Origin of the sequence: Anaeromyxobacter dehalogenans 2CP-1 (assembly GCF_000022145.1) — a bacterium.
GTDB lineage: Bacteria > Myxococcota > Myxococcia > Myxococcales > Anaeromyxobacteraceae > Anaeromyxobacter > Anaeromyxobacter dehalogenans.
In genome coordinates, this window is sequence record NC_011891.1 from 3,813,319 (window position 1) to 3,834,819 (window position 21,501).

General features: G+C 72.6%; 21 protein-coding genes. 8 read left to right on the top strand and 13 right to left on the bottom strand.

What is annotated here, in order from left to right; genetic code table 11:
- Positions 1-377: 377 nt before the first annotated feature.
- Together A2CP1_RS17245 and A2CP1_RS17250 are read right to left on the bottom strand one after the other, a co-directional pair.
- Positions 378-1,397 carry an SDH family Clp fold serine proteinase gene (locus A2CP1_RS17245; RefSeq protein WP_015934561.1) on the bottom strand — a complete coding sequence of 340 codons (1,020 nt, stop codon included), beginning with the start codon at positions 1,395-1,397 and terminating at the stop codon, positions 378-380.
- On the bottom strand, positions 1,398-1,607 hold the full coding sequence (locus tag A2CP1_RS17250) for a hypothetical protein (protein WP_015934562.1): 210 nt from the start codon (positions 1,605-1,607) through the stop codon (positions 1,398-1,400).
- 355 nt (positions 1,608-1,962) lie between these two features.
- On the opposite strand from A2CP1_RS17250, the gene A2CP1_RS17255 reads away from it, so the two are divergent.
- A complete protein-coding gene (locus A2CP1_RS17255) occupies positions 1,963-2,241 on the top strand; it encodes a hypothetical protein (RefSeq protein ID WP_015934563.1) in 279 nt (92 codons plus the stop codon).
- Between the two features lie 6 nt (positions 2,242-2,247).
- The gene (locus A2CP1_RS17260) at positions 2,248-2,619 is read left to right on the top strand and encodes a helix-turn-helix domain-containing protein (protein ID WP_015934564.1); all 372 of its coding nucleotides are present in this window, start codon (positions 2,248-2,250) and stop codon (positions 2,617-2,619) included.
- Positions 2,620-2,659: 40 nt separating this feature from the next.
- Here A2CP1_RS17260 and A2CP1_RS17265 read toward each other — a convergent pair whose 3' ends face one another.
- The 7 genes from A2CP1_RS17265 to A2CP1_RS17295 all read right to left on the bottom strand — a co-directional run bounded on the left by A2CP1_RS17265 (position 2,660) and on the right by A2CP1_RS17295 (position 9,642).
- On the bottom strand, positions 2,660-5,137 hold the full coding sequence (locus tag A2CP1_RS17265) for a phage tail protein (protein ID WP_015934565.1): 2,478 nt from the start codon (positions 5,135-5,137) through the stop codon (positions 2,660-2,662).
- A gap of 25 nt (positions 5,138-5,162) precedes the next feature.
- Positions 5,163-5,927 carry a hypothetical protein gene (locus A2CP1_RS17270; protein ID WP_150106359.1) on the bottom strand — a complete coding sequence of 255 codons (765 nt, stop codon included), beginning with the start codon at positions 5,925-5,927 and terminating at the stop codon, positions 5,163-5,165.
- 9 nt (positions 5,928-5,936) lie between these two features.
- Positions 5,937-6,224: a hypothetical protein gene (locus tag A2CP1_RS17275; RefSeq protein WP_015934567.1), complete on the bottom strand. Its 288-nt coding sequence runs from the start codon at positions 6,222-6,224 to the stop codon at positions 5,937-5,939.
- A complete protein-coding gene (locus A2CP1_RS17280) occupies positions 6,221-6,859 on the bottom strand; it encodes a hypothetical protein (RefSeq protein WP_015934568.1) in 639 nt (212 codons plus the stop codon). The genes A2CP1_RS17275 and A2CP1_RS17280 overlap by 4 nt, the downstream gene beginning before the upstream one ends.
- A gap of 75 nt (positions 6,860-6,934) precedes the next feature.
- Positions 6,935-7,282: a hypothetical protein gene (locus A2CP1_RS17285; RefSeq protein WP_015934569.1), complete on the bottom strand. Its 348-nt coding sequence runs from the start codon at positions 7,280-7,282 to the stop codon at positions 6,935-6,937.
- Positions 7,279-7,770: a hypothetical protein gene (locus A2CP1_RS17290; protein ID WP_015934570.1), complete on the bottom strand. Its 492-nt coding sequence runs from the start codon at positions 7,768-7,770 to the stop codon at positions 7,279-7,281. Before A2CP1_RS17290 ends, A2CP1_RS17285 begins: the two co-directional genes overlap by 4 nt.
- A gap of 741 nt (positions 7,771-8,511) precedes the next feature.
- Complete coding sequence (locus tag A2CP1_RS17295; protein WP_150106360.1) at positions 8,512-9,642, bottom strand: hypothetical protein; 1,131 nt, start codon at positions 9,640-9,642, stop codon at positions 8,512-8,514.
- A gap of 615 nt (positions 9,643-10,257) precedes the next feature.
- Between A2CP1_RS17295 and A2CP1_RS23300 the strand changes: the two genes are divergently transcribed.
- The 3 genes from A2CP1_RS23300 to A2CP1_RS17305 all read left to right on the top strand — a co-directional run bounded on the left by A2CP1_RS23300 (position 10,258) and on the right by A2CP1_RS17305 (position 11,928).
- Positions 10,258-10,407: a lmo0937 family membrane protein gene (locus tag A2CP1_RS23300; protein WP_015934572.1), complete on the top strand. Its 150-nt coding sequence runs from the start codon at positions 10,258-10,260 to the stop codon at positions 10,405-10,407.
- A gap of 82 nt (positions 10,408-10,489) precedes the next feature.
- Positions 10,490-11,341 carry a hypothetical protein gene (locus tag A2CP1_RS17300; RefSeq protein WP_015934573.1) on the top strand — a complete coding sequence of 284 codons (852 nt, stop codon included), beginning with the start codon at positions 10,490-10,492 and terminating at the stop codon, positions 11,339-11,341.
- A 38-nt stretch (positions 11,342-11,379) separates the two neighbouring features.
- Positions 11,380-11,928 carry a lipid-binding SYLF domain-containing protein gene (locus A2CP1_RS17305; protein WP_015934574.1) on the top strand — a complete coding sequence of 183 codons (549 nt, stop codon included), beginning with the start codon at positions 11,380-11,382 and terminating at the stop codon, positions 11,926-11,928.
- Positions 11,929-11,931: 3 nt separating this feature from the next.
- Here the strand turns inward: A2CP1_RS17305 and A2CP1_RS17310 are convergent, their stop codons facing one another.
- Complete coding sequence (locus A2CP1_RS17310; protein ID WP_015934575.1) at positions 11,932-13,272, bottom strand: FAD-dependent oxidoreductase; 1,341 nt, start codon at positions 13,270-13,272, stop codon at positions 11,932-11,934.
- A 291-nt stretch (positions 13,273-13,563) separates the two neighbouring features.
- Positions 13,564-13,989 (bottom strand): CBS domain-containing protein, encoded by a 426-nt coding sequence (locus A2CP1_RS17315; protein WP_012527363.1) that lies wholly within the window; start codon positions 13,987-13,989, stop codon positions 13,564-13,566.
- 499 nt (positions 13,990-14,488) lie between these two features.
- On the opposite strand from A2CP1_RS17315, the gene A2CP1_RS17320 reads away from it, so the two are divergent.
- Positions 14,489-16,882 (top strand): multicopper oxidase family protein, encoded by a 2,394-nt coding sequence (locus tag A2CP1_RS17320; RefSeq protein ID WP_245529821.1) that lies wholly within the window; start codon positions 14,489-14,491, stop codon positions 16,880-16,882.
- A 53-nt stretch (positions 16,883-16,935) separates the two neighbouring features.
- On the opposite strand, the gene A2CP1_RS17325 is transcribed toward A2CP1_RS17320, so the two are convergent.
- A complete protein-coding gene (locus A2CP1_RS17325) occupies positions 16,936-17,517 on the bottom strand; it encodes a DUF4440 domain-containing protein (protein WP_015934577.1) in 582 nt (193 codons plus the stop codon).
- 210 nt (positions 17,518-17,727) lie between these two features.
- On the opposite strand from A2CP1_RS17325, the gene A2CP1_RS17330 reads away from it, so the two are divergent.
- Both A2CP1_RS17330 and A2CP1_RS17335 read left to right on the top strand, forming a co-directional pair.
- Complete coding sequence (locus A2CP1_RS17330; protein WP_015934578.1) at positions 17,728-19,113, top strand: pyridoxal-phosphate dependent enzyme; 1,386 nt, start codon at positions 17,728-17,730, stop codon at positions 19,111-19,113.
- Between the two features lie 64 nt (positions 19,114-19,177).
- A complete protein-coding gene (locus tag A2CP1_RS17335) occupies positions 19,178-19,924 on the top strand; it encodes a tetratricopeptide repeat protein (RefSeq protein ID WP_015934579.1) in 747 nt (248 codons plus the stop codon).
- Here A2CP1_RS17335 and A2CP1_RS17340 read toward each other — a convergent pair.
- Positions 19,860-21,458, bottom strand: a complete 1,599-nt coding sequence (locus tag A2CP1_RS17340) for a phytoene desaturase family protein (protein WP_015934580.1) — start codon at positions 21,456-21,458, stop codon at positions 19,860-19,862. The two genes, A2CP1_RS17335 and A2CP1_RS17340, sit on opposite strands and share 65 nt — an antisense overlap.
- Positions 21,459-21,501: the final 43 nt, after the last annotated feature.

The following is a 21,501-nucleotide window of genomic DNA, read 5'->3' on the forward strand; positions in this document are numbered from 1 at the left end:
CTCTCCGCTGCGGGCGGTAACTGGAAACGAAAGGAGGCCCTCATATGAGCGGCTCTTCTATGTTCCCGCCTGTGCCGCCGGGATGCACGGTCATCTTCCGGCGCTGGCGCAAGGACCCGCGGACGGGAGCGTGGCTCGACGCTCGCCGGTACGGGCACCGCGCGTGGCCGATGGTCGTCCGCAACGACGACGACAAGCGGCAGTAACTCGTAGCCTGCAGTGCAGCGGCCCCGGTGCTCCGTCGCCGGGGCCGCTCTCGTTGAACGACTGCGCTGAGCGGCTCGCTCCCGCGCTCCGTTCGGCGGGCAATGCCACCGCGCGCGGGGCTGGAGAGGCTGGGGGAATGGCCGCTCGACAGGTCCCCGCGCGAGGCAACTCTAGGAGGCCAGCATCGGCGGCATCGGAAGCGCGAATGATCCGGCGCCACCGGCCTTCACCGCTTGGAACTGCACGATCTGCTGGCTCTTGATGAACGCCTTGCCCCAGTTGTTCTCGATGATCTTCTGGACCGCCACCCCTGTGCCACTGAAGGTGTGCGTCGCGGCGTGATACACGGAGAGCACTAGGTCCTGCAGCTGCTGGTCCGACTCGAGGTCATCGACTACTAGACCGAGGGTCTTCAGCTCCTCACGTGGGATGAAGCGCGAGTGAGACTTGAAGTGGTCGTGGTTGTTGAGCGTCTTCGCGATCGCCTCAGCCTTGGCCACAGCGTCCGGATGACCGCTGAGCATGTACTTGGCCAACCACGAGCCGACGAGCGACTCTGCGAGATCCGTGTGGTACCGGCACTGCATGAGCAGCGACGGCCCGAGCGAACGCAGGATGGGCAGCCAGGTCGCGATCTTCGCGGGGTTCTTCGCGCATTCATCTTGCGCGAACTTGAACTGCTCCATGATTGCGTGGGCTGGTGCCACGCGCGTGTAAACGTCCCCGCCGGACAGGATGAACTGCGGGTCGATGGGCCCCAGGAACGAATGCTTGCCCATCAGGAGACGATCGCCGGAGCAAGCCAGCATGGTGGCAGCTGACATCGCCGCATGCGGGACGATCACCCGGACGTCGGAGAACTTCGACCGCATGTAGTTGACGATCGCCTCGGCTGCCTCAGCCGAGCCGCCCGGCGAATGAAGGATAAGGTCGACGCCCTTCGCCGCCGCCAGCCCGTGGAACACCTCCATTAGCCCTTGAAGATCCTCCATCGTGACGGAGGTCAACTGAGGGTCGGAGCCTGGCTGCGTCCATGCGGTTGCGTACAGGACCACATTCCGCCCCGTCGTCTTTGCCACCTCTTTGAGGTAGCGACGGCGAACGATGTCGAACTCAGTTCCCGGGGTGGGTGCAGGCTTCTTGGCGCGCTCTGCCTTGATCTCGTTGAGGATTCCTCCCCACGTGGGCATCTAGCGCTCCGATCCGTCGTTCGTCGAGTACATGGGCGCGATGGCTTCCGCGACGAGGTAGCGACCAACTTCCACCACTGCGCGTTCGTACCCCCCGTAGAGGCTCAACACGTCCATGACGCCCGGACCTGCCTCTCGGGCGGCTGCCTCCTCGATGGCCGCGAACTCGGCCTCTGCCTCTCGCTGCAGTTCTTCGCGCGACCTGGACATGGCGTCTCCTAAGGGGTCGGTCGGCTCCAAGCGGACGGGGGACACGGACAGTATGCGCTTCCGAGGGCGAAGTGAAGAGTGGCGAGCGCGTACATGTGAACCATGCTCGGGTGACCTGTCGCGTCATCTCATTTAACGGATGCGGCGGGATGGCGTCGCGACCTGAGATGGTGCGCTCGACTGGGCGTGGTTCTGCAAACCGTCACGCTCCCCTCGAAGCGCGTCACCGCCTCGCGAACGGTATGGTCACAACGGCGGTTGCTTCGCGGACAACCTATCCCGCAACAGACGGCGACGCCGACGCTGTATCGTTCGAGCGCGCGCAAGAGGAACCGCGCCGCGCGGAGCCCTTCCGATGACCGAGGAAGACGCAGCACGGACTGCGACGGGACGAGCCCTCGATGAACTCGCCGCCGCGGCCAGGCAGGTAGCAGCGGCGTTCAGCACGCAGCTCCCCAGGGAGATCCGCGCCAGCGACGCGATCGCAGCCTACGCCGCCGCCCGTGCCTTGGCGGACGCCCTAGCCGTAACCTTCGGTCCCAACGTCCGTGCGCTCGCCGATCGCGTCGCGGTGAAAGTGAAGGCCGAGGTGCTCACGAACGCGGGCCTCTCGTCCGACGGGTCGACGCACTAGGAACTCGTGGCCGAGCCGACCGCGACCCTCCAGGTCCTCCTCGCCGCGATCGAGCGGCTCGAGCGCAAGGTCGACGCGCTCACTGCGCGCCTCGCGGAGCCCCCGCCGGCGGAGGCCGTGGGCAAGCGGGAGGCGGCGCGGCTCCTGGGGGTCGACCGCTCGACGACGCTCGAGCAGCTGCTCCGCAACGGGCGGCTGCGGGCCACCAGGTACGGGGGCCGGGTTCGGATCGCCCGGTCCGAGATCCAGCGGTTCCTCGAGGAGCCGGAGGCGCCGCGCCGGCACCGCGCGGCCGCCGCGCCGCGCCGGGCAACGACGCGCCGCCAGGTCATGGACGAAGCGGCGCGACTGCGTGCGTTGAAGATCGGCGACCTGTAGCGAGGAGCACGCGGGCGAGCTCCTCGGCCCGGGCTACCGCTCAGCTGCCACCGACGTCGGCCTCCCTGGTGACGGCGAGCACCGTGCACGGCAGCGGCTCGCGCTGGCGCACCGCGGCGCGGCCCTTCTTGTTCCAGCTCGAGAACGCGACGACCTCGGCGAGGCCGGAGAACAGCTCGGGCACGCTGAACCCGTCGCCCGGCTGCTCCCACTCGGCCCATTCGCTCTCGGGCGCGCCGGCCGCCTCCGCCACCTCGAGCCCGCGGCTCGCCTCGAGCTCGAAGGCGACGCGGGTCACGGTCTTGACCTGGTTGCGGACGTTCGCGTTCGGCAGCGCCAGGTCGAGCAGCTCGAACTCGGAGACGTAGGGGAGGCCGACGTGCACGACCTGGTAGCCCTCGCCGTCGCCGGGCGGGAGCACGACCTGCCCGCCGGCGACCCGGAGCGGCGCGCCGGCCGCGTCCTCCCGGAGCACCCGGCCGTCCGCGAGCGCGACGACCTGGAGGCCTTCGAGGTGTCCCAGGCCGCCCACCACCGGCCCGGGGTCGGCCGCCGGGACGGCGCGCGCCGTGACCGCGGAGTCGAGGAAGATCCCCTCCTCCGCCATCACGCGCGCGGTCGTGTAGGGCTTCCCCTCGGCGTCGATCGCCTCCACCGGCTCGGTCGGGAGGACACGCGACGCCATGCGCTCGACGTAGCGGTGCCAGGTCCCGTCCCCGATCTGCCGCTTCACGATCAGGTAGACCGCGTCCTCGGTGCCCTCGGGGATGGCGCAGACGTCCTCGACGATGCCCTGCGTGTCGTGCCACGCCCAGGCCCAGACCTCTTGATCCCGGACGTAGGTGAGCGAGAGGAGCTTCCCGTCGGAGCGCACCAGCCAGGCGACGCTCCACGGGTCCTCCTGGAACGTCCACGCCTTGATCGAGTAGCCGGTGAACAGGTGCTTCGCGAGGAGCGACAGGTCGGAGCCCACGAACCCCTGGCGGCCGTCGTCGTACACCAGGTCGCGCACGCCCGAGCCCTTGGTGCGGACGTACAGCACAGCGTCGCCGACGGCGCTCGGCACGACGAGCGGGTCCAGGTAGCTCGAGCCGGCGGAGCTCTGCGGGACCGCGGTTGCCTTCCCCGGCCCGAGGACCTCGCCGCTCGGCGGCCGGATGGCCCAGACGCCGCTCTGCGTGCCGATGAGGAGCGCCGCGGCGCCCACCGCCCACCGGACCTCCTCGCGGAGCCGCCCGGCGAGCTCGAGCTCGAAGGCGTCGTCCACGAGCGCGGGCGTGTGCCTGTCGAAGTTGTAGTAGTCACCGGTCCGCGAGAGGAAGGCGTGCGCCGGGCGCTGCGCCGTGCCGAGCAGCGAGCGCCGCTCGGCGTGGAACGTCACGACGGACGGTTGCTCGAGGCGCACCACCTCGCCTGCGGGCCCGAACACCGTGAACGGGTTTCGACCCTGGGGCGGGGAGTAACTGAGATCCGGCGTGTCGCCGGTGTCGCGGAACTCGGCGACCTCGAATTCCCCGACGTAGCCGAAGACGGTTCCACGGCCCCGGTACACGCGTCGCCCGACGAGACGGGAGCCGTCGACTCCGGTCCACGCCCCGGAGGCCCAGAGCTTGATGGTGCGGTCCGGGAAGAGCACCACATCGGTCGGAGCGTTCGACTCGTAGACGGCGAACGGATCCGGGACGGCCCCGACGGGCGTCCAGTAGGGGTAAGTCGCCGCCGGCGGGTCACCCACCATCACGGCCTCTGGGACGTGCCCGCGGTTGTCCGCGATCACCGACTGCCAGAACTGCCCGGCGTACGAGACGCACGCGCCGAGGGGGTACGTGAAGCCGGTGTGCCAGGTGGCGCCCGCGCCGACTGCGATCTTCCGCACCCGAAGCGGGCTCGTCTCCCACTGCAGGCCGCTCTCGTCTTCCCAGATCTCCGTGACCTGCCACGCCCACTGGCGAGCCGGGTGCGTCGCGTCCGCGACGTTCTCGAGCGCTTCGACGCCGAGGTACACGACGCCGTTCGGCGCCGGGACGTCGAACGAGAGGGGGACGAGCTCCCACGAGTCGTGCGCCAGGCGGCGCAGCTCGCGCGGATCGTAGCCCTTGCACGTCAGGGTCACGACGTCGCCCTGCTGCGCGTACTTGAGGCGCGGGAGGTCCGCGGCCAGGTACGGAGTGGCTAGCTCGTACGGCTGCGCCGAGTTGAGCGGGTCGGCGATCGTCGCGCCGCCCACGTGGAAGCGGACGTACCCCTGGCCGAACTCGAGCTCGTACGCCTGGCCGAGGTCCTCCGAGAAGATGAACGGGATCAACCGCGCGCCGCGGTCCACGCCGGCGGCGGAGTCCTTGGCCTCCCGCACGAACGGGGTCCCGGGCCGGTTGAGCGCGGCGCCCTCCGGGGACAGGAAGAAGTTGCGCGCGCGCCGGAGGCCGACCTGGTACTTCGCGAGGTCGTGGCGCCCGTGGAGCCGCGGGCCGAGCTCGCCGGCGGCGAAGGAGCCCTGGCGGAAAGGTTGGAGGCCCATCAGGTCGTCTCCCCTCGGTGAACGCTCATCGGCGAGAACCTCGCGCGTCCCGGAGCGCCGTGCCCACGCGAACCAGTAGCCGGACGAGCTCGGGATGGTTGCCGTATCCGTGGGCGTCGAGGGCCTCCTCCAGCTCCCTCGTGCCGAACTCGGAGACGACGTCGCGGGCGATGCCGATCGACGAGTCGAACCGGTCGCCGCCGATCTCCTGGTCGTCGCGCGCCGCCTTCTCCCACGAGGTGACCTGGGCATCCCAGGTCTCGCGCCACGCCTCGAGGGACCGCTCGTGCATCTCGAGGAACCTGCTCGCCCCTTCCCCGTCGAGACCGAGCTCGTCCGCCACCTTTTTGAACTCGCCGAGGATCGGGTCAGCCGGATCCATCCCTGCAGGCGCCTCGAGATCGAGTGGCGACTCCGGAGCGGCCGCGGGTTCGGTCGGCTGGCGCTCGCGGCGTTCCTCGCCGTCGCCCTCCCCCTCCACCTCCGACCCGCCCACCCCCTCCGGATCGCCGTCCAGCTCCGCCTGCATCTTCGGGTAGAGGACGCGCCCGGGCGCGCCCGGCTCGCCGTCCGCACCCCGGCGTCCGTCCTGGTCGCTGGCGACCTCCGGCCTGCCGCGCGGCGCACCGGCCGCCGATGGCATCGTGCGCGCGTACATCTGCTCCATCCGCGCGCGCGGACTGCTCTGCTTCTCGGGTTCGAGGCGAACCTGCGTCGGGGCCGGGTCCTGCGCCTTCGCCCCCTCCTGCTCCATCGACTTGTAGAGCTTCCCCCCGATGTCGTCTGCCACGCCCATTGGCTACCTCCTCGAGTTGCGACCACCGCGCCGGGCCTGCGCGACAGCGCTGGTCACGGCGCGTCGGTGCGCGGCGAGCAACGGCTCGGCCTTCTCGCGCGGGAGCCCCAGCTCGACCATCGCCCGGAGGAACCGGTCCTCGGCGGCACCGCCCGCATTGGCGCCGGGCGGCTTGGTCGCCCCCGGTCCGCGCTCGGGCGGCGGTCGCTCCCCCGCGCGGACCCGTGCGCCGCCGAGCTCGGCTTCCATCTTCGGGTACATCGACTTCGGGAAGCGGTGCCCCGAGTTCACTTTCCGTCCTCTTCGGCCCGGTCACCGTGGAGGTACGCGCGCTGCCGCTTCACCCCCATCTCGCGAACCGTGAGGAGCGCCCTCGCGATCCCGTCCCACAGCTCGCCCTCGGCCTCCGAGATGGTCGAGAAGACCGTCCCGCCGGTGTGCGTTCCCGGCGCCCCACCGGACCCGACGCGCACCGCGTCCCCGAGTGCCCTTCGCGCGGCGACGAGATCCCGGTGCGCCGCGAGTCGCTGGCGGACCTGCTGCTCCAAGTTGAGGAAGTACTCGCCGAGGGACACGACGTCCTTCCGGACCTGCTCCTGGAGGTCCTGCAGCTCGAGCTTGTCTGCCGCGAGCTGGACCTCCGCCAGGTCGGTCTCGGCCTTCTGCGCCGCCGCACGGGAGGCCGCGAGGGATGCCTTGAGCGTGCGCTGCTTCCGCCGCGCGTTCTCCCGCTCGAGGAGGTCGTTCTGCGTGACCTCCGGAGCATCCTCGATCGCGCGCAGCGTCTCCTGAACGGACGCGATCTGCGCCTCGAGATCGCGCACCGCGGCCTCGCACTGCTCGCGCCTCTCTTCGGCCGCCTTCACCTTCGCGGCAACCGCGTCCCTCAACTGTTGGGTCGCAACCGCTTCCACCTCTTCGATCATGTCCGTCTCCTGTGGTGATGCTGCTTTCCCGGCGCGCCCCCGTCGCGCGCCTCGGTCTCTTTGCGGCGAGCTGCGTCAACCCTCGTCGCTGTCCTCCTCCTGGTGGTCTTCGTCGCTCTCGTGCGCGCCACGCTCGACGATGCCTCGCCTCGAACGGTGCCCGTCCAGCATTGGCCCGGCGTCGGCCCGCACCTCGCGCCAGGCGTGAGGGAGGACGGGCCGAGCCACGCCGTTCACCACTCGCCACCCGGGAGCCAGCTCGCTCGCCGGCAGGCGTACGATCTCGCCGGGCTCGTACATCCGCCCGGCGCGGTAGTACGGCACGCCAACGGGCGCGCCCGGGATCCGATAGGTCTTGGTGGTCGCCGGCCCGCCGATCGGGCACCGGTCGATGCCAGGCTCCCGCGCCGCGCAGCGCTTCACCTTGCACCGCCGAGGATCGTCTCGAACCGCCGTGAGGCGCCGGTCGCGGGCGGCGCGCTACACAGCGCCCATCGAGCCGCGCAGGCGGCGAGGAGCTCCTCGACACGCGCGAGCCGCGCATCGAGATCCTGGCGGACCGTCAGCGTGGCGTGCGCCTCGATGACGGCCTGGGCGGCGCGGGCTGCCACGTGATCGGACTTGGCACCGCGCGCGAGCTGGACCAGGCGATCCGCGGCCGATGGAAGACCGTTCCGGAGACGGGTCACGGCATCCCGGATGACCTCGCCGCGTGCGGCCTCGACCTCCGCCCAGCACTCGGGGATGGCGCGCCAGCGCTGAACCGTTCGCACTGAGAGGCGCACGTGCTTCGCTACGTCCTCGGTCCGGGTGTGCTGGACGAAGGCGGCGAGCAGTCGGTCATGGTAGACGCGCTTGCGGTACGAACTGCGGCGCCTCGCGCCGTTCATGGGGGTGACAGAGGCGGTCATCGAGCGGCTCCTCAAGCTCGAGTAGGCGCCGCCTCGCGACACTCCGATAGGTGGACAGGTCGGTTGTCGGCGGTTCTCTGCTCGACGAGCTGCTTCGCCGCGGCGGCCAGAAGCCGCGGGTAGCAGGCACGCGCGAACCCGCTCTGGTTCCTGACGTCGAGCAGCGCGCCACATCCGCAGGCGCACTGCCGGTTCGACACGTTCGCCTTTCGGCACAGGTAGCAGATGCCGCTCCGGTTGCTCGGGCGCAGGGGATCGCCGCAAGCGGCGCACGAGCGGTCTTCCGGGCGAGGCGTGGCGCTGGGACTTCTCACCGGCACGCGACCTGCCCAACGACCGGCAGCGCCAGCTGCAGAACCTGAGGCCTACCGAGCGCAACGCGGCGCCGCTTATCTCGGGATATCGCTGGGTTGTGCGCACGAGCCGGGCGGGCTGCCGTCCAGGCGCGACGCGGCGGGGCATCAGGTGGAATCAAGTCGTCAGGTCCACGCGCCGAGCGTGTCACCTCACGCGGCGGACGGCGCACCTCGGCGCTGCGGTCCTCGGCGGCCTCCTGCCAGTACGCCGGGGGCGCCTCCTCGCGCACGGGCGCGGACTCTGCGGGGCGATCGCCGGGTTCAGCGGGCTCGGATGCGGGCCCGGCTTCGTTCGCCTCGCTGGCGGCCAGCGCGGCCGCCTCGGCGCGCAGGCGCGCCGTCGTACGGCGAAGCCGCTCCTCCGCGTTGGGGCCGTGGTCCGGCATCATGGCGCGCCGCCCATCGCGGCGGCGCGGGCCGGCTCGAGGATCTGCAGGCCGAGGCCCAGGCAATGTGCCTCGCGCTCCAGGCCGGCGCGGTAGAACTCGAGCGCCGCCGCCACATCGGGACGGCGGGGCCGCGCGGTGAGCAGCTGCCCCTCGGTGCGCAGCTCGCAGCCGCCCAAGGTGGTCTGGAGCATCGGCGTCAGCTTGCCGGCCGCGTCGATTCGCTCCTCGAGCAGCGCCCAGCCTTCGGCCTCCCGCGCCGCGGCAGCGAGCCGCCGCTCCGGCTGCTCCCGTGGACCCGCCGGCTGTTCCTCCGCCGGCACTGGGCGCCGCGGCGCGCCGTTCGCTCCGCTGTACGCGTTCCACTTCGCCGCGAGCTCGTGCATCCCGTCGCAGCGCCGGAAGCCGGCCTCGTCGAGCCCCGTCCGCCACCGCCGCTCGACCTCGGCGGAGTCCCCGTTCGACAACCGCAGGAGCTCGGTGAGCGCCTTCGCGTCGCGCGGCTGGAACCCGTACGCGCTGCCACGCACCTCGCGGAAGGCGGCCTCGAGGCGTTCCTGCAGCGGCCGGTGCCGCGGATCAGGCTCTGCCCCTGCCCTCCTGCGCCGGCGCGGCGCGCTCGCCGGAGCCGAAGGCGACGGCGAAGACGTCTTCGTGTTCTGTGTTCCCTTGTTCTCTTGTTGGATGGGGTCGGCCGACATGTTGGCCCGGGTGTCGGCCTGGGTGTCGGCCGGGGTGTCGGTCGGTCCGGACGGCGCCTGAATTCCGAACCAACTTCCGAGGTCTACGAGCGTCGGGGGGGTGCCGCCCGAGGTGTCGGGTGCACTGTCGGCCTGGGTGTCGGCACGGGTGTCGCCCGACACCCCCACGAGCGATGCCCGCCGGGCGGTCGCGAGTCCGACCTGCTCGAAGCGGCGCAGCGCGCGGCGCACCGCCTGCCACTCCATGCCGTACCTCGCGGCCAAGCCGTCGTAGCTCACGAGGACCTGGCCACGCCCGATGCGCCAGCGGCCATCCGCCGAGACCGAGCCTCCCGGCCGCCACTCCGCGGCGTAGGCCAGGCCGATGAAGAGGCGGAGCTGCTCCGCGGTGAGTTCGCCGATCGCGCGGGCCAGCACCGCGTTCGGCAACCCGGTGAAGCCCTCGCGCGGCTGGACGGGCCAGGCGCGCGGCATCAGACGTCCTCTTCGAGCGCGCCCAGCGCCTCCAGGAGCAGCCGCCGCGCGCGCCGCCGATCCCCCGCTGCGAGTGCCACCCTGGCGGCCTCGAGCGCGTCCCACGCCGCCTCGCCACGCGCGGCGCTGGACCGCCTCTCGTCGTCGTGGCTCCGAGGTGCGTCGGAGACGGGCGCCGACGCAACTTGCAGCCCCGGTGCAGCCCTGAGTATCGGGTCAGATGCATCGGAGCCGTCCCGGTACAGCGACGGCCCGGAACCCGTGTCAGTGATTCCGCCTGGATGCGCCCCGGTGCACTCCGTCCCAACGTATGCAACGCTAGTCCTGGCCGGTTCGAGTCCGGGCGGCCCTACACTCGCCACCCCTTCAGCCGGACCCTTTGCCGCCGCGGCGTCGGAGGCCGCGAGCGGCGCCGGTGGCAGGCAGCGGTCACGTGCAGGGCGTCGGTCGCGCGCGAACACGTCACCGCGCCAGAACGTGCGGTCCCGTGATGCTCCTTGTTCTCCGCACGCCTCGGCGCACACTGACGGTGGTGCTGCCGGCGAGCACCCCACGTGAAGGGAGTTGGTCATGCTCTGGACCGTCGCCGTCGTCCTCCTCGTTCTCTGGGCCGTCGGGCTCCTGAGTTCGTACACCCTCGGTGGATTCATCCACGCCTTGCTGGTGGTGGCAGTCGTCGCGGTGCTTGTGGGCATCATCCAGCGCCGGCGAGTCGTCTAGCGCCGCGAGGAGCCCCGGGGCGAGCGCTGCCTCGGCGCGCCCGGGCGGCCGTCGTCGAGCTCACGGAACTGGAGGTCACGAGATGCGCAGCCTGCTCATGGCGTTGTCGTTGATCCTTTGCCCGGTGATGGCCCGCGCGCAGGTCGGCGTCTCCGTCGGCGTCAACATCGGGTTCAGCATGCCCGTCTTCCCGGAGCTCGTCGTGGTGCCGGGCCACCCCGTCTACTACGCGCCTCGTGCGCCTGCGAACTACTTCTATTACGACGGACTTTACTGGGTGTATCAGGGCGACCGCTGGTACCTGAGCAGCTGGTACGACGGGCCGTGGCAGATGGTGGATCCCGACTCCGTGCCGCTGTACCTGCTCCGCGTTCCGGTGCGCTACTACCGCCAGCCGCCCGTGTACTTCCGCGCCTGGGCGCAGGACGCGCCCCCACGCTGGGGCGAGCGCTGGGGCCGCGGCTGGGAGCAGCATCGAAGGGGATGGGACCGATGGGATCGCCGATCCGCTCCACCTCCCGCGCCGCTTCCGGTCTACCAGCGGGAGTACTCCGGTGATCGCTATCCTCGCGCGCTGGAGCAGCAACACGCGGTCCGCTCCGAGAGGTTCCAGTACCAGCCGCGCGAGGTCGTGACGCGGCAGCACTATCAGCAGAGGGCCAGCCCACGGCCGGTGTCGGTGCAGCCGGCGCCCGCGCGAGAGCCGCCGCCCTCCCGGCCTGCGCCGCAGGTGCAACCCGGGCAGCAGAGGCAGCATCCTCAGGGTGCACCGCAGGAGCAGGGTCGGGAGATGCCGCCCGCGCGGGACCGCGGCCGGGCGAGCCAGGCCGTGCCGCAGAAGAGCGGCCAGCAAGACGAGGGCCGGAAGGACGGGGGCCCGCCGGGCAAGGGCCAGAAGGACAATGCCGGCGGGCACGGTCAGGGCGAACGTTGATCGAAGCTCATGAAGCTCACGGAGAGGGAGCAGCCCCCATGAAATGGATGAACGCCGTCGCGATGTCGCTTCTGTCGTCGTTGCTCGTGGCCGTCGCGGGTTGTGCCACCTCGCCGAGCACCCCGGCCAAGCGCGAGGATCTGAAGGCCAGCGCCGTCGATGCGCTGGCGACGATGAAGGCAGACGACCCGAGCCTCGCGGGGTTCCTCGACAAGGCGCACGGCTACGCCATCTTCCCTCACGTGGGGAAGGGCGGGGCCATCGTCGGTGGCTCCTATGGCCGCGGCATCGTCTACGAGAAAGGCGCGCCCATCGGCTACGCCGACATCTCGCAGGCGACGGTCGGGCTCCAGCTCGGCGGCCAGAAGTTCATGGAGCTGCTCACCTTCGAGAGCGCCAAGGACCTCGAGCGCTTCACGGCCGGCAAGCTGGCCGTCTCGGCGAACGTCTCGGCCGTCATGCTCAAGTCCGGCGCCGCGGAGTCGGCCAGGTACACCGACGGCGTCGCGGTCTTCGTCAAGCCGATCGGCGGAGCGATGGTCGAGGCCTCCATCGGCGGACAGCAGTTCACCTTCCAGCGCGAGTGAGCGTCACTCCCGCTCGCCCAGGATCGCGAGCATCGCCGCCACGTCGACGAGCTTGTCGCGCGGGGCGCCGCGGCGTGCTCCGCGCGCGACCTCCACCTCGTCGAGCCGCGCCCAGTCCACGAACGACACCGGCCGGACGCCGCGCGCGCGCAGCAGCTCGTCGATGGCGTGGCGCGGGGGCAGCGCGCGGGCCTCGAGCCCGGCGCCGTCCGCGAACATGTGCGCCACCACGTTTGCCGAGGCGCGCCGGTGCTCGCCGATGAGCCCCTGCGGTCCGCTGCGCGCCCAGCCGACCACGTACTCGCCGGGGAACACCGTGCGGCGGACCGGGTCGACCACCCGCCCGTCCTCGTTGGCGACGACCCGCGCCTTCTCGTCGAAGGGGACGCCCGCGATGCGCTCCGCGGCGTAGCCGACCGCCGGCAGCACCAGCCCGACCTCCAGCACCTCGGTCTCGCCGGTGCCGCGCGCGGCGACGCTGCCGTCGGCCCTCGTCTCCAGGCGGTTCCTCTCGAGCCTCAGCCCCGCGACCGCGCCGGCCGCATCCGGGAGCACCTCCGTCGGCGACACGAGGAAGCGGAGGTGGAGCTTCCTCGCGTCCGGGCGCGGCCGCCGCGCGGCGAAGGCGCGGAGGATCTCCAGGTTCCCGCCCGGCGCGGGGTCGCTCAGGCCCGCGAGGTCGGCGGGGTCGACGACCGGGTCCGCCGCCTCGAGGGTGCCGAGCTCCCGGAGCTCGGCCGGCGAGAACGCCGCCTGCGCAGGGCCCCTCCGCCCGAGCAGGTACACCTCGCGGACCTGGCTCTCGCGCAGGGCCTCGAGCGCGTGCGCCGCGATGTCGGTCCGCTCGAGCTCGGCCCGCGTGCGCAGCAGGATGCGGGCGACGTCGACCGCGACGTTGCCGTTGCCCACCACCGCGGCCCGCCGGACCGACAGGTCGAACCGCGCGTGGCGATAGTCCGGGTGGCCGTTGTACCAGCCGACGAACACCGTCGCCGGCGTGCAGCGCTCGATCCCCTCGCCCGGGATGCCGAGCCGCCGGTCGGACTCGTTGCCGGTGGCGTAGACGATCTGGTGGTAGTGCCGGCGAAGCTCGTCCACCGTGACGTCCTGCCCGAGCCGCACGTTGCCGAGGAACCGGAAGGTGGGCCGTGCCGCCGTGCTCGCGAAGACGCGGGTGACCGCCTTGATCTTCTGGTGATCGGGCGCGACCCCGCCTCGCACCAGCCCGAACGGCGTGGGGAGGCGATCGAACATGTCCACGTCCACCGCCACGTCGGTCCGCTTCAGCAGCGCCTCGGCCGCGTAGAAGCCGGCAGGACCGGAGCCGATGATCGCGACGCGCATGCGAGGTGCTCCTTACTGTCCGGCGGATACCGTGACGCATCTTACGAGACACCGCGGAGAAGGCCCTGCGACGCGGGGCCTCGGCGGATTGCCCGGTAGCGGGCGATCGCACCCTGGGCGGCTCAGTCGATGGGGATGCTCCGGCCGTCGTGCGGGTGCACCGGCACCGTCGCGGGGTCCACGCCCTCGGAGCGTGCCCTTCGAGCAGATGGGGCGTCCCCCCGCATCGTGAGAAGGCGGCGCGGCGGCCGCCCGGGGGCGGGTCCGCCGCGCCGCTCGCCGCCGCTCCACTCAGTGGATCGACGCCTGATCGCTCTTCACCGCCTGGACGGTGTCGCCGATGGACCGCTCGCTCTCGACCTCGGCGATGTCGGCCAGGCTGATCACGCCGCGGAGCCGGCCGTCGTCGTCGCAGACCATCACCCGAGACAGCTGGCGCTGCCGCATGAGCTGCTCCGCGTCCCTGAGGTCGTCGCCCAGCCGGCAGGCCACCACCTCCCGCGTCATGCAGCTCGACACCTGCTCGTCCGCCGTGCGCCCCTCCGCCAGCACCCGGATAGCGAGGTCGCGATCCGTGATCGCCCCCACCGGCTCGCCGGCGTCGTTGCACACCGGCACGAACCCGATCTCCTCGTCCCTCATGAGCTCCGCGCAGTCGCGCACCGAGTCGTTCTCCCGGCAGCCCGTCGCACGGCTCATCGCCTGTTCGACCCGCATCGTTCGCCTCCTCCCGTGGATGAGGGTGCGGACGCGGCGGGGAACGGCAACGTGCGGGCGGGAGGTGCCACGGCCGCTCGCGCGCCTGATTGCGCCGCTGCCCGCTTTTCGGGCAATCGCACATTGCGGGCACTCTGGCCGATTCGGCAATCGAACATTTACGTCCTCCGACGCCGCTGGCGGCAACGGTGACGGCCCATCGTGGCCACACACGGACTCGGGGTAAATCACGCTCCGTCAAATCGGCGGCTTACGCATCCGCGATCCCCCGCCCTCGCAGGAGGCCTCCGGGGCGCCCCCATCGGGACCCCTCGTCACGAAGCGGGGTGGTGTGCACGTGTGCGACAACCGCTCGATCGTAAAGCCACCGAGAAGAAGAGAGGACGGCAGGTCCCCGCCCGCCGCTACGGGATCCGTCCGTCCTTTCGCGCATCTGTCCGCCTCGCATGGCGCGAGGTGGACGACCGGGCCCCTGCCGGAAGCAGGAGATGCCGTGACCGTGACCCGCGCTACCCAGGTGCTCTCGCTCCTCGCGATCGCGAGCGCCGCAGTGTCCGCCGCCGCGCAGCCCGCACCGCTGCCGTCCGCATCGCTCACGCCGCAGACGGCGCTCCCGCCGAAGGCCATCCCGCCGTTCGTGGATCGGCTGCCGGTGCTCTCCGCCAGCGCGGAGCCGCTCTGGTCGGCGTACCCGCGCATCGAGACCGTGGTGGACGACGGCGAGACGCCGCTCGCCGTCCACATGTGCGAGTTCCAGACGAACGTGCTCCCCACCGGCACCTTCGCCCCCGGGCAGCGGCCCGCCACCTGGACCTGGGGCTACCGGCTGGGCGGATGTCCCGCCGCCGGTGCGCTCCCGCAGGACACCTTCCTCGGCCCGGTGGTCGTCGCGACCCGCGGCGCGCCCACCACCGTGCGCTACGTGAACGCCCTCCCCGCCTCGCCGGATCCCATCTCGACGAACCCGCTCGGCACGCACGTGATCGCGTACTCCGACAGCGTGGACCAGACGCTCCACTGGGCCGACGCGAACATGCAGATGTGCATGTCGAGCATGCCGCCCGCGCTCCGCGACGTGTGCACGTACCCGTACCGCGACGCGAACGGCGCCATGGGCATCCCCGCGGCGCCGCACCTCCACGGCGGCGAGATCCCCGCCGAGCTCGACGGCAGCCCGGACTCCTGGTTCACCAGCACCGGCATGATGAACGGGCCGACCTGGTACGCGAGCCCGCTGTTCTCGCCGGCGCCGAACGAGACCGTCTATCGCTACCCCAACAGCCAGGAGGCGGGGCCGCTCTGGTTCCACGACCACACGCTCGGCGCGACCCGCCTGAACGTCTACGCCGGCCTGGCCGGCGGGTACGTGCTCGTCGATCCCGATCAGCAGCTCCCGGCCGGCCTGGAGAACCCGGCGAACATCGTCCCGCTCATCCTGCAGGACCGAATGTTCGACACGAACGGCGAGCTGTTCTTCACCGCGGGCACCAAGGGCGGCATCCTCTGGGCGCTCAACCCCGAGCACCCGTACTGGAACCCGGAGTTCGTGGGCGACACGCTGCTCGTGAACGGGACGGTGTGGCCGTACCTGGAGGTCGAGCCCAAGCGCTACCGGTTCCTGTTCGTGAACGGCTCGAACGCCCGCACCTACGAGCTGTTCCTCACCAACCCGAAGACCAAGATCAACGGGCCGGCGATGTGGATCATCGGCACCGACGGCGGCTACGTGGACGTGGCCCGGAAGATCGATCCGACCGCGCTGAAGCCGGCGCCGCAGCGGCTCGTGATCATGCCGGGAGAGCGCTACGAGGTCATCATCGACTTCGGCGGCCAGCCGGCGGGCACGACGCTCGTGCTCAAGAACGTCGCGAAGACGCCGTACCCCGGCGGCGCGACGCCGGCGGGCGGCCTCTCGCAGCTGATGCAGCTCCGGATCGCCTGCCCTCCGGCGCCGGCGCAGTGCGGCGCCGGAGGGATCGCCTGGAACCCGGCCGTGGATCCGACCATCCGCAGCGGCGCGGGCGCGGTGAAGCCGCTCGTCGCGTTCGACACCGGGACGCTCGGCGCGGGCGTGACCGCACAGAAGACGCGCCTGCTCACGCTGAACGAGGTGATGGGGATGCCGGTGAACGCGGTGAACCCGATCGACGGGGTCATGACCGCGTATCCGGGCGGACCGCTCGAGATCCTGGTCAACAACACGAAGTGGAGCGGCGCCTCGGCGCGCAACGACCCGGCCTCCGGCACCGCCTACCGCGGCGACTTCACCGAGCTGCCCGCGGGCGGGCTCCACTACTCCGAGCTGCCGGCGGAGGGCGAGACGGAGCTGTGGGAGATCGCGAACCTGACGGCCGACTCGCACCCCATCCACCTGCACCTGGTGCAGTTCCAGCTCCTCAACCGCCAGGCGCTCGACGTGCCGAAGTACGCGGCGGCGTACGCGGCCGCGTTCCCGCAGGTGAACGACCCCGCCACCGGCCAGCCGCTCATGATCGGCATGAACGTCTGCACCGCCGGCGCCTACTGCCCCGGCTACGGGCCGCCGCTGCATTACGACACCGGCACGCCCGGCAAGTTCGGCGGCAATCCCGACGTCACCCGGTTCCTGAAGAGCGTGCCGGTGCCGGCCGCGGCGCAGGAGCGCGGCTGGAAGGACACGGTGCAGGTGCCGCCGGGCACGGTGACGCGGTTCGTGGTCCGCTGGGCGCCGACCAGCGCCGACGTCGGCACCACCGCCGCGTTCCCGTTCGACCCGAGCGGCCAGGGCGGCGCGTTCAACTACGTGTGGCACTGCCACATCATCGACCACGAGGACAACGAGATGATGCGGCCGGACACCATCCTGCCCATCCCCGGCGCCAGCCGGACCTACGTGATGGGCGAGGACTACTGACGGTCTGCGGCGGGGGCCGGCTCCATCCCGGGGCCGGCCCTGCGCCGCACGGCTCACTTCCCGCCGGCGGGCGGCTCCTTGCCGGCGGCGCCGCCGCCCGCGGCCGAGTCCATGCCCGGCATGTCGCCCCAGCCGCTCTCCATCATCGCGGCGAAGCGCCAGCTCCCGTCCACCCGCACCAGCATCGCGGCGCTGCGCCCGGCCATCTTCTTCTTGCCCATGGTCATCGACCAGGTGTCGCCCACCAGCGCGAGCGAGTCGCTCACCAGGTGGATGGTCGGGTTGTGCGTCATCTTCGCGTCGGACATCGGCTTCGCGTACATCGGCTTCATCACCTCGAGCCACTGCTCGCGGGTCCACGCCTCGGCGCTCCCCTGCCCCTTCGCGTCGTCGGTCGCCATGAGCACCGGGAAGTGGACGAGCGTCGCCGCGGCCTCGACGTCGCCGTTCACCCCGGCGGCGTCCATCGCCTTCATGAGCGCGAGGATCTCCTTCCGGTCGGCGGCCTCACGCGCGACCTTGTTCGGCTTCCACGCGGCCATGGGATCCGCGCCGGGCGGTGGGGCCGTCTTCTCCTGCGCGGCGGCGGCGGAGGCGGTGAGTGCGACGGTCAGCAGGAGCGCGATCCGGATCATGGTTCCTCCTCGGGGGTTCGTGGGCCGCGCGGGGCGCGGCGCCCCGGCAACATCCTCCTCCGGCGTGGCGGCGGCGCTCGCCCGGGCGGGGCGGCCTCGCCAAGGACGGCGCCGCGGCGCCGCGCCGGCCGCTCCCTGGGCGCAACGCCGCTCGCTCCCTCGCGGGCACCCGCCTTGACACGGCACCCTCCGTGACGGAAGAGCCGCTGCATGCCCCTTCCCCCTCCGCCCCCCGCCGCCGGCGCGCTCGAGCTCATCGGCGCGACGCCCATGGTCCGCGTGCGCCACCTCGACACCGGCCCGTGCGAGCTGTTCCTGAAGCTCGAGAGCGCGAACCCGGGCGGCTCGATCAAGGACCGCATCGGCCTGTCGATGATCGCGGCGGCCGAGCGCGACGGGAGCCTGGGCGGCGACCGCCGTCACCTGGTGGAGGCCACCGCGGGCAACACCGGGCTCGGCCTCGCGCTGGTGGCCGCGCAGCGCGGGTACCGACTGACGCTCGTCATCCCCGACAAGATGAGCCGCGAGAAGATCCTGCACCTCAAGGCGCTCGGGGCCGAGGTGGTGATGACGCGGTCCGACGTGGGCAAGGGCCACCCGGAGTACTACCAGGACCAGGCCGAGCGGATCGCGCGCGAGGAGGGCGCGTTCTACGTGAACCAGTTCGCGAACCCGGCCAACCCGGCGGCGCACGAGGCCGGCACCGGGCCGGAGCTCGTGGCGCAGCTCGGCGGCCGGCTCGACGCGATGGTGTGCGGCGTCGGCTCGGGCGGCACGCTGACCGGCCTCTCGCGCCACCTGGCGAAGGCGGTCCCCGGCTGCGAGATGGTGCTGGCCGACCCGGAGGGCTCGGTGCTCGCCGGCTACGTCGAGACCGGCACGATCGGCAAGGCGGGGAGCTGGCTGGTCGAGGGCATCGGCGAGGACTTCCTGCCGCCGGTCGCCGACCTCTCGCGCGTCCGGCGGGCGCACCGGATCCCGGACCGCGAGAGCCTGGAGACCGCGCGCGCGCTGCTCCGCGCCGAGGGGATCCTGGCCGGCTCGTCCACCGGCACGCTGCTCGCGGCGGCGCTGCGCCACTGCCGCGCCGCGGACCGGCCGCTCCGCGTCTGCACGCTCGTGTGCGACTCGGGCAACAAGTACCTGTCGAAGATGTTCGACGACCTCTGGATGCTGGAGCAGGGGCTCTCGGACCGGCCCACCGTGGGCGACCTCACCGATCTCGTCACCCGCCGCTTCGCCGACCGCGCGGTGGTGACCGCCGGTCCCGGCGACCCGCTGCTCGTCGCGCTGAACCGCATGAAGGCGAACGACGTCTCGCAGCTCCCGGTGGTGGAGGACGGGCGCGTGGTGGGCATCGTGGACGAGTCCGACCTGCTGCTCGCCGCGGTGGACGACCCGTCCCGGCTCTCGCTGCCGGTCCGCGACGTCATGACCACCCGGCTCGAGACGGTGACGCCCGCGACGCCGTTCCAGGCGCTCCTGCCGATGTTCGCGGCGGGCCTGGTACCCATCGTGATGGACGCCGGCCGCTTCGTCGGCCTGGTCACGCGCATGGACGTGCTGGGCGCGCTCCGGCGCCGCGTCGCGCGCTGACCGACCGCCCGCCGGCGCCGGCGCCGGATTCGCGGGCCACCCGGCCCCGTGGCACCATGGCGCGATGGACCCGCGCGCCGAGCTGCTGGCACGCCGCGCCGCGCTGCGCACCCGCCTGCGCGCCGGCGACGCCCGCGCCGCGCTCTCGCTGGCCCGCTCGCTGGAGCGCGACCCGCCGCGCGACCACGCCGCCGCCCGGCGCGCCTACGAGGCCGCGGCGAAGGCCGGGCTCGCGGACGCGATGGCCGCGCTCGGCGAGATGCTCCGCGACGGCCGCGGCGGCCCGCGGGATCTCGAGGGCGCGGTGCGCTGGTTCTCCGAGGCGGCGCGGCGCGGGAAGCCCGAGGCGATCGCCAGCCTGGCCGGCGCGCTGCTGCACGGCGAGGGCGCGCCGCGGGATCGCGCGACCGCGATCCGCCTGTTCCGCCGCGCGGCCTCGGCCGGCGTGGTCCAGGCCATGGTGGACCTCGCGCTGTGCCTGCGCCAGGGCGCCGCCGGCGTGCCGCGCGACGACGCGGCCGCGCTGCGCTGGCTCCGCCGCGCCGCCACGCTGGGCCACGCCGGCGCGGCGCTCCTCGTCGGCCAGGCCTACTGGTTCGGCCGCATGGGGGCGCCCCGGGATCGCGCGCGGGCAGCGCCGTTCCTGCTCGCGGCCGCGCGCAAGGGCGAGCCGAAGGCCGCCGGTCTGGCCGCGGAGGCCCGGACGGTGCTCGGGGGCGCGGCGCCGCGGCGGCCGCCGGCGCGCGTCACCGCCCCCGCCGCGCGTCCCGCAGGATCTCGCGCGCCGCGTTCCGGCCGCACGCGCCCATGACCCCGCCGCCCGGGTGGGTGGCGGCGCCGCACAGGTACAGGCCCGGCACCGGCGTGCGGTAGCCGCCGCCGCCGGGGAACGGCCGCAGGAAGAGCAGCTGCGCCGGCGTCATCGCGCCCTGGAAGATGTTCCCGCCGGTGAGCCCGAAGCGCCGCTCCAGGTCGAGCGGGGAGAGCACCTCGCGGTGCAGCACCGAGGCGGCGAAGCCGGGCGCGTAGCGGTCGAGCAGCGCCACGCAGCGATCCGCGAACGGCTCCTTGAGCGCGTCCCAGGAGCCCTCGGCCAGCCGGTACGGCGCGTACTGCACGAACATCGACATCAGGTGGCGGCCCGCCGGCGCGACGCCCGGGTCCACTGCGGAGGGGATGGTGCACTCCAGCACCGGCTCCTGGGAGGGCCGGCCGGCCACGGCGTCGGCGAACGCGCGCTCGAGGTGGTCCAGCGTCGGCGAGATGTGGATGGTGCCGCGGTGATGCGGGCCGGGCGTTGCGCCGGCGTGCGGCGCCGCCGGGAAGCGCGGCAACTCGGAGAGCGCCAGGTTGATCTTGAGGGAGGCGCTCGCGTAGTCGATCGCGCCCACCGCCTCGGCCACCTCCGGCGCGAGGTGCTCCGCCCCCACCATCCCGAGCAGCGTGCGCCGCGCGTCCACCGACGAGGCCACCCGCCGGGCCGCGATCTCGGTGCCGTCCGCCAGCACCACCCCGTCCGCCCGCCCGCCGCGCACCCGCACCCGCGCCACCCGGGCGCCGGTGCGGACCTCCGCCCCGGCCGCCCGTGCCGCGCCCGCCAGCGCGGCCGCGAGCGCGCCCATGCCGCCGCGCACGTAGCCCCAGACGCCGCGCGCGCCGTTCACCTCGCCCATCACGTGGTGGAACAGCACGTACGCCGTGCCGGGCGTGGACGGCGAGGCCATCGCGCCGATGATGGCGTCGGTGGCGAGCGTGGCGCGGAGCGGCTCCGACTCGAACCAGCGCTCGAGGATGGGGCGCGCGGCCCCGAGCAGCACCTCCAGCGCGCGCGGGCCGTCCTTGCCGAGGCGCAGCAGCCGCCAGCCGGTGCGCGCCAGCCGCCACAGGTCGCCGGGCCGGCCGGAGAACGGATCCGGCGGCGGCTCGAGCAGCGACGGCTCGACGGCGCGGGCGAGCCGGTCGAGCAGCGCCTCGTAGCGCGGGAAGCGCTCCGCGTCGCGCCGGGAGAACTTCGCGATCTCGCGCTGGTTCAGCGCCGGGTCCGGGCCGAGCAGGAGCGAGCGGCCGTCGGGGAGCGGCGTGAACGAGGACGGGTCGCGCGGCAGCACCGCGTAGCCGTGGCGGGCGAGGTCGAGCTCGCGGACGATCTCGGGGCGGAACAGGCTGACGACGTACGCGGCCGTGGAGACGCGGAAGCCCGGCCACGGCTCGTCGCCGCCGCTCGCGCCGCCGACGCGGTCGAGCGCCTCCAGCACCAGCGTCCGCTGGCCCGCGCGCGCCGCGTACGCGGCCGCCACGAGGCCGTTGTGCCCGCCGCCCACCACCACCAGGTCGAACGGCTCCATCCCGCGGTGGTAGGCGGGCGGGCCGCCGGCCGCAAGCGCACCG

Bases quoted from the DNA above. Each gene is read 5' to 3' on its own strand.
- A2CP1_RS17245 (WP_015934561.1), bottom strand. From the start codon at position 1,397: ATGCCCACGTGGGGAGGAATCCTCAACGAGATCAAGGCAGAGCGCGCC.
- A2CP1_RS17250 (WP_015934562.1), bottom strand. From the start codon at position 1,607: ATGTCCAGGTCGCGCGAAGAACTGCAGCGAGAGGCAGAGGCCGAGTTC.
- A2CP1_RS17255 (WP_015934563.1), top strand. From the start codon at position 1,963: ATGACCGAGGAAGACGCAGCACGGACTGCGACGGGACGAGCCCTCGAT.
- A2CP1_RS17265 (WP_015934565.1), bottom strand. From the start codon at position 5,137: ATGGGCCTCCAACCTTTCCGCCAGGGCTCCTTCGCCGCCGGCGAGCTC.
- A2CP1_RS17280 (WP_015934568.1), bottom strand. From the start codon at position 6,859: ATGATCGAAGAGGTGGAAGCGGTTGCGACCCAACAGTTGAGGGACGCG.
- A2CP1_RS17290 (WP_015934570.1), bottom strand. From the start codon at position 7,770: ATGACCGCCTCTGTCACCCCCATGAACGGCGCGAGGCGCCGCAGTTCG.
- A2CP1_RS23300 (WP_015934572.1), top strand. From the start codon at position 10,258: ATGCTCTGGACCGTCGCCGTCGTCCTCCTCGTTCTCTGGGCCGTCGGG.
- A2CP1_RS17300 (WP_015934573.1), top strand. From the start codon at position 10,490: ATGCGCAGCCTGCTCATGGCGTTGTCGTTGATCCTTTGCCCGGTGATG.
- A2CP1_RS17305 (WP_015934574.1), top strand. From the start codon at position 11,380: ATGAAATGGATGAACGCCGTCGCGATGTCGCTTCTGTCGTCGTTGCTC.
- A2CP1_RS17310 (WP_015934575.1), bottom strand. From the start codon at position 13,272: ATGCGCGTCGCGATCATCGGCTCCGGTCCTGCCGGCTTCTACGCGGCC.
- A2CP1_RS17315 (WP_012527363.1), bottom strand. From the start codon at position 13,989: ATGCGGGTCGAACAGGCGATGAGCCGTGCGACGGGCTGCCGGGAGAAC.
- A2CP1_RS17325 (WP_015934577.1), bottom strand. From the start codon at position 17,517: ATGATCCGGATCGCGCTCCTGCTGACCGTCGCACTCACCGCCTCCGCC.
- A2CP1_RS17330 (WP_015934578.1), top strand. From the start codon at position 17,728: ATGCCCCTTCCCCCTCCGCCCCCCGCCGCCGGCGCGCTCGAGCTCATC.
- A2CP1_RS17335 (WP_015934579.1), top strand. From the start codon at position 19,178: ATGGACCCGCGCGCCGAGCTGCTGGCACGCCGCGCCGCGCTGCGCACC.
- A2CP1_RS17340 (WP_015934580.1), bottom strand. From the start codon at position 21,458: ATGGAGCCGTTCGACCTGGTGGTGGTGGGCGGCGGGCACAACGGCCTC.